A 13125-nucleotide genomic window follows, 5' to 3' on the forward strand; every position below is an offset into this window, starting at 1 on the left:
GCTGTCGCGGCCTCTCAGGCCGTCGTTGATGCGCCCGACGGGATGGGCACCGTCACCTCCTACGCCACCGAGGTCGCCCTGCCGTCGACGGGCACGTGGAAGAACCCCGGCGTGGGGGCGCGTGGGCCGACATCGTCCGCATCGCCCCGGAGGCCGGGCTGCCACTGCTGTTCATCGAGGCCGACAACTGCACCGAGGAAGCCCCCATCAGCGCGGCCAAGTTCGACAAGTACCTGCGCCACTTCCACCGCAAGGCGAAGGACACCGACGGCCACGAGAGGCCGATGTGGCGAACCTGTTGGTCCGCGCCCGATCCCCGGTGGAGCGACGCGCGCACCCGCCGGTCCTGATCGTCTTCCACCAGGTCGGCAAGCGGTCTGCGCTGAAGCAGATGGAGCGGGTCGCCGACCCCACCCGCGAGTACTGGCAGGCCCAGTGGGGAGAGGGCGGTTCCGCATCTACAACGGGAAGATGCCGGTCGTGGCGACCATGCTGGAGCTGCTGCGCGTGCACGGCCCGGCCGGGCCCGCGTTCTGGCGGTTCGGCCGCGAGGGCCGCCAGAACCTCTGGGACGCGATCGGCGATCCCCGCCCGGATGCCTTCCTCGCTCGCCGCGCCGGAGACGCGCGGCGCCACCAGGTGCGGGAAGCCGTTGAACGTGAGGCGCAGCGCCCGGCGTGCGGAGACTGCGGGCAGAAGTTCACCGACGACCGGTGGAAGGACAGCACCGCCGTCGAATGGGATCACGGGGACAGCCCCTGCATCTGTGCGACGACTGCAAGTGCCGGACACTCGAAGGAGAGCAGCAGGCACGAGTGGACGAGCGCGAGCGCCGGCAGGATCGCCAGGGGACGGAGGCGGCGGCCGCCGACCAGAAGGTCGGCGGCTGGTTCTGATGAGGATCTCTGAAATCGGCCAGGGACGCTCTTCCCTCCACTTCGTTGCGTCTTGAAGCGTGTGGGAATGTGAGGAGTGAAGAGCGCGTGTGAGGGCCCAGCGACCGAAGCCGCCGACGCCGGCCTGGCGGCCGCCCAGACCGGCGGACGAGGCAACGTCACGCAGAGACGCCGAGCGGCGGGTGCTCGAGCACACGGGGCTTGTACTCGACCAGCTGGATACGGCCATCGAAGGTGCGGTGCTCGATCATCTCGAGGGCAACGTCCGGATAGCCGTCGTAGATACGTTCTTCGCCCGTGGCCCCGGTGATCACCGGGAACATCACGACCCGGAAGCGGTCGACGAGTCCGGCTCGTAGCAGGGACCGGCACAGGGTGAGGCTGCCGATCGTGCTGAGGAGCCCCGAGCCGCTCGACTTCATGGCGCGGACCGCCTCGACGGCGTCGTCGCGGACAAGCGTGGAGTTGGCCCACGTCAGTGGCTCCTCGAGTGAGGAGGAGAACACCACCTTGGACGCTTGCGTGAGCTCGTCGACGGACGCCTCTTCTTCGGGCCTGAACTCGTCTTGGCCATTCGGGACCTCGCCTGCGGCGAAGCCCGACATCAGGCGGTAGGTGTTCGCTCCCATCAGGTAGGTGGCCTCGGGCTGCTCGCCGAGCCATGCGAGGTACTCCGGGCCCTCGAGGCCCCAGAACCCGGGCCATCCCTCTCCCGATGCGTGGCCGTCGAGGGAGGTGATGAAGTCGACGAGAAGCTCCGACATGGCGGTGTCCTACCTTTCAAGGGTGGTTGCTCTGGTCGTTCGTAGGATCGGAGGGCCCAGGGGTTCTGGGTATGGCTGTCATGGCGGCGCCGTTGGCAAGGCTCAAAGGACTTGGCCGCCCGGGACCCCGCGACGACTCGACCGCCAATTGGGAGACGCGACCCGATCGCTGCTGTAGGACAACGTCGGCGAGGTCGTCTGCGGGTGACAGGTGAGACGGCGAGGTGGCGGAGGTGACCGTGCCCGAGATCTGGGCCGGAGTGGACATCGGCAAGGAACATCACCACTGCGTGGTGATCAATACGGACGGTGAACGGCTGTTGTCGCGCCGGGTACTCAACGACGAGAGCGAGCTGTTCCAGCTGATCGGTGACGTCCTGGCGATATCCACGGACGTGCTGTGGGCCGTCGACCTCAACCACGGTGGCGCCGCCCTGCTGATCGGCCTGCTCCTCAGCCACGACCAGCCCATGGCCTATCTGACCGGCCTGGCGGTCCACCGCGCCTCGGCCACCTACAAGGGCGAGGGCAAGACCGACGCGAAGGATGCCTTCGTCATCGCCGACCAGGCCCGGGTCCGCCGGGACCTCGGCCTGCTGCGGCCCGGCGACGAGATCGCCGTCGACCTGCGCACGCTGACCAACCGGCGCCTGGACGTGGTCTTCGACCGCACCCGGCAGATCAACCGTCTGCGGGCCCAACTCCTTGAGATATTCCCCGCGTTGGAGCGATCCCTGGACCTGGTCAACAAGGGGCCGGTCATGCTGCTGACCGGCTACCAGACCCCGGCCGCGATCCGTCGCGCCGGTGCCAAGCGCATTGAGACCTGGCTGAAGAACCGCAAGGTCCGCAGCGCCGCCGTCCTCGCGAGGACGGCCGTGGAGGCCGCCCAGGCCCAGCAGACCGCGCTGCCCGGTGAGAAGCTGGCTGCCGCCATGGTGGCCCGCCTCGCGAAGGGGGTGATGGCCCTCGATGAGGAGATCGCCGAGCTCGACGCCCTGATCGAGGCCCGGTTTCGCGAGCATCCGCACGCCGAGGTGATCCGCAGCCTGCCCGGCATGGGCCCGAAGCTCGGTGCCGAGTTCATCGCCGCGACCGGTGGCGACATGGATGCCTTCGGCAGCGCCGACCGCCTGGCCGGCTTCGCCGGCCTCGCTCCCAGACCCCGTGACTCCGGCCGCGTCAGCGGCAACCTCCGCAGGCCCAGGCGATACCACCGCGGCCTGCTGCGGTCGATGTATCTCTCGGCGATGGTCAGCACCACGACGTGCCCCGCGTCCAAGGCGTACTACCAGCGCAAGCGGAGCGAGGGGAAGGGCCACAAGCAGGCCCTGCTCGCGCTCGCCCGCCGCAGGCTCAACGTCCTGTGGGCCATGATCCGTGACGGACAGTGCTATCAAGGTTCACCCCCCGTCACGGGAGCGGCTTGACATCACGATTGGGAAGTCCTTTCCTGGGATGTCACGTGCTTGGACTGGCCGGGAGCCACAAACTCATCGGCCGCGCTGTGGAGTATCGAGAACCCATGACGCTGCCGCCGATCAGGTCGGCGGAGCGGCACTGCTTCGGAGGGCCCGAGTCGTAAGGACAAACGGACCCCTGCCCCAGGCAGGTCATTCCACAACTGGGGAATCGCGAGCAGGTGTGGGGACACCCCTGAGCAGCGGGTGGCCAATTTCAAAGAGCGTCATCAGTCTCCCGCTTCCGGACCTGACCCGAGCCACACCGGTAGCGTCGGGGTTGCCCAGGACCGCCTGGGCAACCCCGCGTTGTCAGTGGCGGCTGCAAGGCTGGACCGCATGGACAGCGATGACGAGCAGCTGCTGCGAGGCCGGGTCTACGGTCACGACGCGGACGACCCTCACCCAGGTCCCCGCCCCGGCCGCGTCTACGCCGAACTGGTCGGCGGGCCGCTGGACGGCCTGCTGCTCGACATCACCGGCTGGAGGCAGGACGAGATCGACACCGGTGTTTCCCTCCAGACCGAGCTGGGGCACTTCGGCCCCGGTGGGAGAGCACTGTACGACCCGCGCCCCGGCGACCCGGCCCGCTGGGACTGGGGTGGCGACAGTCCCTGACAGGCGCGGACCGGCTACGGCCTGCCACGTTGGTGGGCGGGCTGGTGGCAGAGCAGCCAGACGGTCACACTGCGACCTGCCGGCAGAAGACTTGCGCGCGTCTCGGGGGGATCCTGGCTGAACAGGCGGACCGGCACGGGCATACCGTCCCCTTTGATCTTCGGGACATCCCCGATGAAGTGCGCGCCATCGCGGGGGAGCGTGAACGACTGTGGGAGCGGGCCTTGCACAGTGCGCACCATCAGTTCGCAGCTTCCATGATCTGGCGCAGGGGAGGAGCCCCCGAGCGGGGCCGGCGACGGGTCAAGCGTCGGGTCAAGCGTCGGGTCATGAGGGTGATGCAGGACCCGGTGATGAGTGCTTCGCTCATCTCGGGGAGCCGTTCGTGGTTTCGGCGGTGTCGACGGGCTCGCATGATCCACGACCAGGACCGTTCCACTGCCCAGCGGCGTGGTAAGGCGATGAAGCCTCTGGTGTTCGGCGGGCGCCGTACCGTTTTGACAGCGATGCCGAGGTACTTCTTCGCCCACGGCAAGGAAATGATCAACTGGAGCTGTGGCTCCGGGTCCCCAAGCAGTTGTCGGCTCAGCACGTACATTGCCACCAGCCGATGCTGACTCCACGGCGGCGCCCAGGATCTGGGAGCCGTGGATCTGTGAGCGGAGACGGGCGAGTTGAGTGGTGGGGTAGGGCTGTTCAGAGTGGGGACCGGCTTTTGCCGGGTTCGTGGGCTCATGCGGTGGCGACGTCTATTACGACGTAATAGACGCTGGGGGAGTGGCGGGGCGGGGATGATCCGGCTCGGCAGGAGCGGCCGCAGCGGATTGTCCTCAGCGCCAGGCTCACTCTTACTCTCACAAGACTCGGATCCTGCTCCAGTGACCAAGCAGCCGCAGGCTCTGGAGATCAGCCGCGGTCGAGCCGCGGCAGCGACGTACAGAGGTGCTCGGGCAATTCCGGCAGGACTTTGTGGATCCCGGCGCACCCCGCATCGCCGTTCGTGGCGACCGGCCGCCAGCCCGATGGCTCGGCCCGGTAGAACCAGCGCTGGGAGACACCAGAGGAGGAGCATCCGTCGCTGGCGTCATCGCACGCCGCCCCCATCCGGGTCGACAGGTCCAGCACCAGCCACGTGTCGTCGCAGCCGCGTTCCTCCCAGCTCGTGTGCTTGGGGATGTCCGTGTCGTTGACCGCCTGCCCGTACGAGGACGAAGTGCAACGCGGTGGCGTGGGGTCGCAGCCGTTCTCACCGCACTGCCGCAGAGCGGGTGGCGTGGCACCGACGGGGGTGTACACGTCCATGCTGTTCACCATGACCCTGCGGGAGCCCAGGGGCTCGCCCAGCTTCACCGTCGCTCTGACCTGCCGCGTGCCGGTGCAGCCGGAGTCCTGGTCCAGGGAACGGGTCTCGAACGTGACCTTCGCGTATACCGTGCCGTGCTCGACGGTGTCGAGCTCACCGCGCAGGCTGCGCACGCAGTCGCGTGCCCCGTCGGGCACTTCGGCATCGACCACCAGAGAGCGGCCGCCGTCGGCGGTACGGACGCCGTCGATGCGCATCGGAGCGGCGAGCGTCCAGGCGGAGGCCGTGGCCGCGTCTGTCGCCTCCTCACCGGTCTGGGCGCTCTGGATACCGCAGCCGGCGAGGACCATCAGGGCCGCGCCGAGCACGACCACCCATTTCCCCCGCTGCCACATGTCATGCCCCATCCGCCGAAGCACTGCAGCCTAGCGTGCCCCCAGGTGTCCCTGACCGTCTCCTCCCGGTCCGCCTGCAGGGCAGATCCAGGCCGAACACGTCGTCCAGGCCTGGACGATGCTGCATCAGCGATCCGCCGTGATGGCTCTCCAGGATCTGTGCCGACGCCAGCCCAGCGATGTCGCCGCCAACCCCGCAGGTGTGCTGGCGGCGCATGTAGGAACAGCGGGCCCCGCGGGTGTTCGCAAGGTTGGCGTAAGGGTGACCGGCTAAGGGCACCGGAGTTCAGCGTCAGGCCGCCATGGCCGGCATGTGGGGTGTCGTGTTCAGCGCCGGGCTGCCACGGCCGCTGCGGCCGCGGCCAGGATGCGGTACAGGACGGGGACGGGGATCGCCGGATTGGTGACCGCCGCGCATGCCGTGTCGCGGTCGTGCAGCAGCGCGGCCAGGACACGGGCCGGCAGCCGCGGATTGCGCACTGCGGTGCTGCGGACGTAACCCTCCGGGTCGTTCAGCAGCCGCACCGCGCCAGCCGGTGACAGCCGGGGGTCCTGGGCCGCGCGGCGGCGCACCTCGGCTTCGGGATCCCGGGCCAGGCGGGCGACGTCGGCCGGAGTCGACTCCGGATCGTCCAGGGCCAGGCGGCGCATCCGCCCGCTGGGGTCGGCGGCGTAGCGCAGCAGGCCCGTACGGGGGAAGTTGGGGTGGCTGCGGGGCCGGTCGGGGTGGCTGAAGCTGCCGTCCCACCAGCGCCAGACCTCCAGCAGCATCTCGGCCGGCGCGTCCTCGCACGATTCGGCGAGGAACAGGCGGACGGTCCGGTCTTCGTCCCGCGCCAGACGCTCCACGACGTCAGGTGGGAGATGCCGGGCACGGGCCACACTGCGGCGGATGAGCGGATGGGACGACACGGCGAGACGGCGCATCGCGTCGGTGTCGCCGTGCAGGTCCTCGACCCAGCGAAGGGTGTGCGACATCGACGTCGGGTCGAAGTCGTGGCGCACTGCGGCACGTTGCTCCTCGGTGAGGTCGGGGCGCAGTGCCACCGCGGAGCGGATGTCGTCGTGCGGGTCCTCCGCCAGGACGGCGACGCCGTGCGCGCCCAAGCCCGGGTTGGCGGCCAGTGCCAGGCGTACCTCCGCGTCCCCGTCCCGGACCAGCTCCGCCTCCAACTCGGGCTCGAGGCGGCACCGTTCGAGCGCCTTCCGCGGGTCGGGCAGCGCGGCGAAGACCTCGCGGGGCATGGGGACGTCGGTGTGGTGGGCGAGCAGCGCCGCCGTGCGCACCGCACTGTCGGTGTCGGCCAGTAGCCGCGTCCGCAGCGGCGCGGCGAGGTCTTCCCACCGGCCGCAGCCCGCCGTCCGCACTCGGGGGTCAGCGTCGGTGGTGAGGCTGGGGAGGTGGTGTGCGGGGAGCCCCGGGAGCTCGGCGGCCAAGGCGCGGGACGGGCCGGTGAGGAGGTCGTCGTATACGTCCTCGGGGAGTTCGGTGCCGCAGATGCAGGCGCGCTCCGCCCAGAGCACGCGCCGGCTCGGCGACGGTTCGGCACGGATCAGGCGTACCCACTGATCGGACGTGAGCTTGGGCCGGAAGGTGTCCGCGGGCCTTGAGCGCACCCCCGGATCGGGGTGCGCCACGGCGGCGTCGAGGACGGCGGGCCGGTCGCAGTCATGCAGGAAGCCCTCCTCCACATCCAGCAGCCGGATCAGGAGTTTGTCCGGCGCGGCCGGATTGGACCCGATCCCCTCAGCCCAGTGCAGAGGCCACGCTTGTCGGTCGGGCACCGCCGCCCACACCTCGGCGCGCTCGACCTCCGTCTCGCGCCCGGAGGCCGCGGCGGCCTCCTCCAGCCGCTCGGGCAGCCGGTCGAGGGCCGTCACCCGAGGCCCGTCCGCGCCGGGCACCTCCGCCAGCAGCACCTGCCCGTCGAGGGAGAGCGCCACGAACCCGGGGGCGCCGGTCAATTCCGGCACGCCGTTCCCGGCGTACCGAACCCGGGTCCACCAGGAGTCGTTGCCGCCGATCCGATGTCCGAGGACGGCCACCAGGAACTCGCCGTCGGCATCGGAAAGGCGGCGCCACCACGCGGCATCGAGCGCTTCTCGGGCCGCACCGTCCGGCGCCGCGATCCCTCGCGCGATCCGCCAGCCGGCCTCCGGAGGGAACAGGCTGCCCGGCCGCACGTCCTCGACGACTGTGAGTCCGGCGCGTACGAGCAGTTCGTGGAGTTTCCCTGGGTACGGCACCCGGTCATGATCCCCGTCAGCTGGCGCCGGAACAAGGCCCTCACCTCAGGCGCAGCCGACCCTCACCCGCGTAACACGTCATTGGCTACGACAATCGTTCGGTTGCCCCACCCTGGCGACTTGAGTCGGCCCCACCTGAGCAGTCGCGGTCTTCGCTGGCTCCGACAAGACGGGATGCCGGCACGAGCTCTCGAGGAACTCCTTCGCTTTCCCGATGGCAAGGTCAGGCTCCGGTTCGACCGCGCCTTCCATTCATTCCACTCGCCCTTGGCGAACTGCATGTTGTACGCGTACAACATTGGGGAGGTCCAACGTGAGCAGGGTCTGGGCAGTCTCAGTCGAGTCAACCTACTCCGCCTTTCTTGAGCGAGAGGCTGGCCGCCGTCCACCGTGCCGTTACGGCAACTCCGGAGCTGGCTGGAGTCGATGTCGGCTGACAGTCAGGGGCAAGGGTTAGATCTTCTGACCTCCCGTCGGGGTCCTAAGCCAGATTTTTCCCGTCCCATCGCCGCCGAGTCGGTCTCCGTCGATCTGGGGCTTCAGCTCCCGGTGCTTGCCAGGAAGGCACTCGTGGTTTCGTCGGTGGAAGCGGGCAACGTTTGTCGACGGTTTCGGGTAACAGTTGGCGATCAGACAGCTCGAAAATATCGATGAGAACTGACAACGCTGCGAGCTCTTCCCGGTGTCAGCGGGAAGCGCATACTGTGCGGTGTGGCGACTTACAACAGCATCGGTGCGACCTACGCTGACACCCGGCGACCGGACCTCCGAATCGCCGCCAGGATCCATCAAGCCCTCGATGGTGCCACCAGTGTGATCAACGTAGGAGCCGGCACCGGCTCCTACGAACCGTCACACACGGTGCTGGCTGTTGAACCCAGCTCAGTGATGATCGCCCAGCGCCCAGCCGGGTCCGCACCGGCCCTGGAAGCATCCGCGGAGTCGATCCCTCTCGCCGACGACTCGGCCGATGCGGCGATGGCCCTCCTGACCGTGCACCACTGGAGCGACCTGGAAGCCGGCATCGGCGAACTCCTCCGCATCGCCCGGCAGCGGATCGTCGTCCTCACCTTCGACCCCGACATCAACCACAGGTTCTGGCTGCTGGAGGAGTACCTGCCCGAAGCAGCCGCTTTCGATAACACACGTGCCGTCGCGGTCGACCGCTTGGCCACGCTGCTGGGAGGCGCCCGCATCGAAACCGTCCCCATCCCGCACGACTGCACCGACGGATTCCTCGCCGCCTTCTGGCGCCGACCCGAGGCATACCTCGACCCGGAAGTGCGGGCCGGTATCTCGCTGTTCGCCCAGACCAGTGACGAAGTCCTCCAGCCGGGCTTGGCCCGGCTTTCAGACGACCTGTCCTCCGGCCGGTGGCACCAACGCCATGCCGACCTGCTCGACCGCGAAGCCCTCGATGCCGGCTACCGGCTGCTCGTGGCCGACCTGTAGGACCAGGCGCGAGCCGTCTGACTGCACACTCAAGCCTGCGAGAAAGGGCCGGTCACGGCGGTGCGCCAGAAGTGATCAGTTCGCGGCGATGTCCTGTCCTCGGGCCGCCCTGGTGCTGGCGAGGCGGTAGGAGTCGGTGCCGGTCTCGATGATGTTCCCGCCGAAGGTGAGGCGGTCGACGATGGCCGCGCAGAGTCGCGGATCGGTGAACGTTTTGGTCCAGCCGCCGAAAGATTCGTTGGAGGCGATGGCGACGCTGTTCTTCTCCTCGCGTTCGGTGAGCACCTGGAACAGCAGCTCAGCGCCGCGGCGGTCCAGCTCCATGTAGCCGAGCTCGTCTATGCAGAGGAGATCGACGCGTCTGTAGCGGGCGATTGTCTTGGTCAGGACCTTCTCGTCCGCCGCCTCGACCAACTCGTTGACCAGCTTGGTGGCAAGTGTGTAGCGGACCCGGAAGCCAGCCATGGCGGCCTCGGTGCCGAGCGCGATCAACAGGTGGGACTTGCCTGTGCCCGAGTCGCCGATCAGGCAGAGCGGCAGGCCCTTCTTGACCCATTCGCAGGTCGCCAGGGTGTGAATGACGGCTGCGTCGACGTTCCCGTTGGCCTCGAAGTCGAAGGCCCGCAGCGACTTCTCCCGCGGGAACTGCGCCGCCTTGATGCGTCGTTCGGAGCGGCGGCGGGCCCGGTCGTCGCACTCGGCCATCAGCAGTTCGGCGAGGAAGCCGCGATAGGACATCTGGTCGCGGGCGGCGGCTTCGGCCAGTTCGGGGAACTGGGCCCGGATAGTGGGCAGCCTGAGCATGCGGCATGCCTGGTCGACGGCGGCGGTCGCGGCCTGTTCGGTCAGCCCGCGGTGTCGTTTGAGTGTCACGGCATCTCTCCATGGACGGCGGGGCGGTCGGCTGGCTGCCGGGCTCGCAGCAGCTGGTCGTAGGCCGCGACCGAGGGCAGCGGCCGGGTGTCGGGCGGCAGCTGGGCCAGCCGCCGTTCGGTCAGCGAGGTCACGTTCGTCCGTTCCGGCTCCGCAGGGACAACCGGAGCTGCGACCTCGTCGGCTTCGGCAGCCTTCCGGGCCTCCAGGGCGACGGCGTCCGCGGTCAGGGCGCCGGCCCTGAGCGCGGAGGCAAGCCCGGCGACCAGGTGCTCGTGGGGGACGTGGCGGCCCATCAGTAGGACCTCGATCAGGGCCCGGGTGCCGTCCCGCTCGCCGTGGGCGGCCTTCGCCGCCTCCCACCAGGCGTCATGGACGGGCGTGAACTTCCCTGCGGAACGCGCCTGTTCGAGGGCGGTGGCCCCGGGAAACGCGCCAGGCTTGCGGACCAGGGCTTCCAGGTAGTGGTCCAGATCCAGCCGGGCCTTCCCCTTGGCGATCAGCCGTTCATGACGGGCGACCTCCCGCTGGCCGTCGTAGACCACCAGCTCGGACGCGTGCAGTATGGCTCTCACCGTCCGCCCGATCAGCCGCACCGGCACCGAGTAGCGATTGGTGCGGACACTGATCTGGCTGAAGCGGTCCACCCGCAGGCTGAACAGCCGTCCCGTCTCGAAGGGTTCGGCCGGTAACGGCTGCAGCAGCGGCCGTTCAACGGCGAAGTACTCGCTCACCGGCCGTGGCCGGGACTCGATCCGGCGCCGTTCGTCCTCCTCGTCCCACTGCTCGATCATCACGCTGAGCTCGGCGAGGGAGGCGACCTCGGGGACGGGGACCATGTGATTGCGGCGGAACCAGCCGATCTGCCCTTCCACCCCACCCTTCTCATGGGCGCCCTCGATGCCGGCAGGCAATACGCAGCATCGATGCCGAAGTGCGACCGGAACGCGGTCCACCGCTCGTTCTCCACGCGGGAACGCGAGCTCAGCACCCGGGAGACCGCAGAGCGGAGGTTGTCGTAGCGGACCTTGCCGGTTGGGACACCGCCCAGCACGCTGAGAGCGTGGACGTGGCCTTCGAGGAACGCCTCCTGGCCGCAGGAGGCGAAGACGCTTCTCTGCACTACCGAGGATGAACGCGCGGCGTCGTGAAGGGCTAACGTTCCTGGCCGAGTTCAGTGACGAAGGCTTTAGCGGCTCGTTCGATCTTTGCGCGCTGGGCTTCCAGAAAAGCCGCGTCGTGCCGCGGAGTCGCGTACTGGGCTGACGTCCCCGTCGAGCCGTCGACCTGTTCGCGCAGGATGTCGGCGTGTCCTGCGTGCCGGCTGGTCTCGGTGAGCATGTGGACCAGGATGTTGAACAGCTTCACGTTGGGCTGGGGCCACCAGGGCACGTGGCCAGGGGAGTCGATGGCGAGGGCGGTGATCGTCGCGTCTGAGTGTTCCCAGACGCGACGGTAGCGGTCGGTGATCTCCTCGCGCGTCTCGTGCTCGGTCGCCCACAGGTCGGCGCCGCGCTCCCCGGCGTCGTCCCACCGGGGCAGAAGCTCGGGGAACGGTCGGTTGAAGACCTCGCCGAAGTACCTGGCCTCCCAGATCGACAGGTGCTTGACCAGACCGAGAAGGTTGGTACCCGTCGAGGTCAGAGGCCGGCGGATGTCGTACTCGCCGAGCCCGTCGAGCTTCCAGAGCATCGTCTTGCGCATCTCTCGTAGATCGCTGTGCAGGTACTCTTTCGCGAAATCATCGATCATGGCGTACGAGCCTGTCATGCGCTGCCGGTGGGCTCAACGTGCGACCGGCACTCCCTGGGTGGCACGTCCTGATAGCGGTCGTCAGCTGAGAGCACCGGTTCCTCCCTCTCCGTGTTCGGCATGCCGGCGCAGGCGGTCGGCCTGCTTCTTCTTCTCGGCGATGTGCCGCAGGCTCTCCTGCAGGCCGGCGACCTCGCCCAGCCACTGCATCCGCTGGGCCTCTCCCAGGCGCTGGTGGGTGTTGGTCTCGATCTCCAGCAGCCGGGGCTCCTGGGCCAGGTCCAGCCGGAGCATGGGGCACCTGACACAGGCTTCTCTGAACTAGCTCAACGAGTGGCCGGGGGCGGTGTCAGTGGCTCCTGTTAGGGTCCGCGCCGTGACCTCAACCGATCATTTGCTCGCATTGATCCGGGACACCCCCGGCATCGCTGACCTGCTGCATTCGTCTTTCGAGTTCGGAATCTTCCGCAACGATCACGGTGAGGCGGTCCGAGCAGCCTCGGGTGCCGCGCTGGACGCCATCGCCGGTGACTGGGCCGGCGGAACCTTCTTTCTGTGCCATGACGAGGACGGGCGGCGGCCCGTGGTGTTCGCAAGTTCTGAGGGACAGGGCGGTGTGATCGCTGGCGACTTGAAGGCAGCGTTGGAGATCATCACCGGCTTGGCTGTCTGGCAGGACTGTCTGAAGTTCTCCGGTGGCGGGAGTTTGGAGGCCATGGAGGACGCCGCTGTGCTCCTTGAGCAGGACCGGGTGCGTGATGAACCCGAGATCACCGAACACCGGGCCCGTGTTGCTGCGGCTCTGTCGTTGCGCCAGGTTCCCGTGCCTGAACTCGTCGTCCGGCTGCGGGAGGCAGTGGCCAGCACCGAACCGGGCCACGTAGTGGTAACCGAGTCGGGCGACGAGTACGAATCTCTCTTCGGGACGTTCCTGCCCACCGACAACCCGGGCTGGCGATGATTGATGACTGGTCGTGGTGTCAGGCATCATCTTCTGATGATCTCGGGTCCGTGACGGTTGGCTCGACGATGCGGCTGATGTCGGGCATACCGAGGTGGACGGTGGGGTGGCGGTCGAGCTGGGTGAGTTTCTCCTCTGCTCCGGCGAGGCTGACCTGGAGTCCTTCGACTTCGCCGAACCAGCCTTCCCGTTGGGCTTCGGAGATGCGGGCGATGAGGTTGTCGCGGATGTCGACGAGCCGTGCCCGCTGAGCGGGGTCTGGTCTCAGACGCCATCCGCTTATCGATCACGGGGCTGGTCTGGTCGAACAGGATTCCTGATCGGGTGGTCGCGCGGGGGCACGCGCATAAGAGCAGGGCCTCTTGGTAGTTCGGGGGTGCGAACCAAACCGAGTACCAGGAGGC

General features: G+C 68.4%; 13 protein-coding genes. 6 read left to right on the forward strand and 7 right to left on the reverse strand.

From position 1 onward, the window contains the following. Positions 1–95: 95 nt before the first annotated feature. Both OHN74_RS42595 and OHN74_RS42600 read left to right on the forward strand, forming a co-directional pair. Positions 96–350 (forward strand): hypothetical protein, encoded by a 255-nt coding sequence (locus tag OHN74_RS42595; protein WP_327699921.1) that lies wholly within the window; start codon positions 96–98, stop codon positions 348–350. A 130-nt stretch (positions 351–480) separates the two neighbouring features. Further along, positions 481–909 carry a hypothetical protein gene (locus OHN74_RS42600; protein ID WP_327699922.1) on the forward strand — a complete coding sequence of 143 codons (429 nt, stop codon included), beginning with the start codon at positions 481–483 and terminating at the stop codon, positions 907–909. Positions 910–1054: 145 nt separating this feature from the next. On the opposite strand, the gene OHN74_RS42605 is transcribed toward OHN74_RS42600, so the two are convergent. Beyond that, entirely contained in the window at positions 1055–1660 is a 606-nt protein-coding gene (locus OHN74_RS42605) for a dihydrofolate reductase family protein (RefSeq protein WP_327699923.1), read from the reverse strand. Between the two features lie 239 nt (positions 1661–1899). On the opposite strand from OHN74_RS42605, the gene OHN74_RS42610 reads away from it, so the two are divergent. Together OHN74_RS42610 and OHN74_RS42615 are read left to right on the forward strand one after the other, a co-directional pair. Beyond that, a complete protein-coding gene (locus OHN74_RS42610; RefSeq protein WP_443060594.1) occupies positions 1900–3090 on the forward strand; it encodes an IS110 family transposase in 1191 nt (396 codons plus the stop codon). A gap of 369 nt (positions 3091–3459) precedes the next feature. Continuing rightward, complete coding sequence (locus OHN74_RS42615) at positions 3460–3738, forward strand: hypothetical protein (RefSeq protein ID WP_327699925.1); 279 nt, start codon at positions 3460–3462, stop codon at positions 3736–3738. 906 nt (positions 3739–4644) lie between these two features. Here the strand turns inward: OHN74_RS42615 and OHN74_RS42625 are convergent. Together OHN74_RS42625 and OHN74_RS42630 are read right to left on the reverse strand one after the other, a co-directional pair. Continuing rightward, positions 4645–5448: a hypothetical protein gene (locus OHN74_RS42625; RefSeq protein WP_327699926.1), complete on the reverse strand. Its 804-nt coding sequence runs from the start codon at positions 5446–5448 to the stop codon at positions 4645–4647. A 315-nt stretch (positions 5449–5763) separates the two neighbouring features. After that, a complete protein-coding gene (locus OHN74_RS42630; RefSeq protein WP_327699927.1) occupies positions 5764–7683 on the reverse strand; it encodes a hypothetical protein in 1920 nt (639 codons plus the stop codon). Between the two features lie 711 nt (positions 7684–8394). On the opposite strand from OHN74_RS42630, the gene OHN74_RS42635 reads away from it, so the two are divergent. Continuing rightward, complete coding sequence (locus OHN74_RS42635) at positions 8395–9135, forward strand: class I SAM-dependent methyltransferase (RefSeq protein WP_443060528.1); 741 nt, start codon at positions 8395–8397, stop codon at positions 9133–9135. 75 nt (positions 9136–9210) lie between these two features. Here OHN74_RS42635 and istB read toward each other — a convergent pair whose 3' ends face one another. The 4 genes from istB to OHN74_RS42655 all read right to left on the reverse strand — a co-directional run bounded on the left by istB (position 9211) and on the right by OHN74_RS42655 (position 12054). Further along, a complete protein-coding gene (gene istB, locus OHN74_RS42640; RefSeq protein ID WP_327699929.1) occupies positions 9211–10008 on the reverse strand; it encodes an IS21-like element helper ATPase IstB in 798 nt (265 codons plus the stop codon). Further along, entirely contained in the window at positions 10005–10883 is an 879-nt protein-coding gene (locus OHN74_RS42645; protein ID WP_327699930.1) for a Mu transposase domain-containing protein, read from the reverse strand. The genes istB and OHN74_RS42645 overlap by 4 nt, the downstream gene beginning before the upstream one ends. 280 nt (positions 10884–11163) lie before the next feature. Further along, positions 11164–11760 carry a DinB family protein gene (locus OHN74_RS42650; RefSeq protein WP_327699931.1) on the reverse strand — a complete coding sequence of 199 codons (597 nt, stop codon included), beginning with the start codon at positions 11758–11760 and terminating at the stop codon, positions 11164–11166. Between the two features lie 81 nt (positions 11761–11841). Next, on the reverse strand, positions 11842–12054 hold the full coding sequence (locus OHN74_RS42655) for a hypothetical protein (protein ID WP_327699932.1): 213 nt from the start codon (positions 12052–12054) through the stop codon (positions 11842–11844). An 82-nt stretch (positions 12055–12136) separates the two neighbouring features. Here OHN74_RS42655 and OHN74_RS42660 point away from each other — a divergent pair, with 82 nt between their 5' ends. Beyond that, entirely contained in the window at positions 12137–12721 is a 585-nt protein-coding gene (locus OHN74_RS42660; RefSeq protein ID WP_327699933.1) for a hypothetical protein, read from the forward strand. Positions 12722–13125: the final 404 nt, after the last annotated feature.

It is taken from the genome of Streptomyces sp. NBC_00459 (genome assembly GCF_036013955.1).
GTDB lineage: Bacteria > Actinomycetota > Actinomycetes > Streptomycetales > Streptomycetaceae > Streptomyces.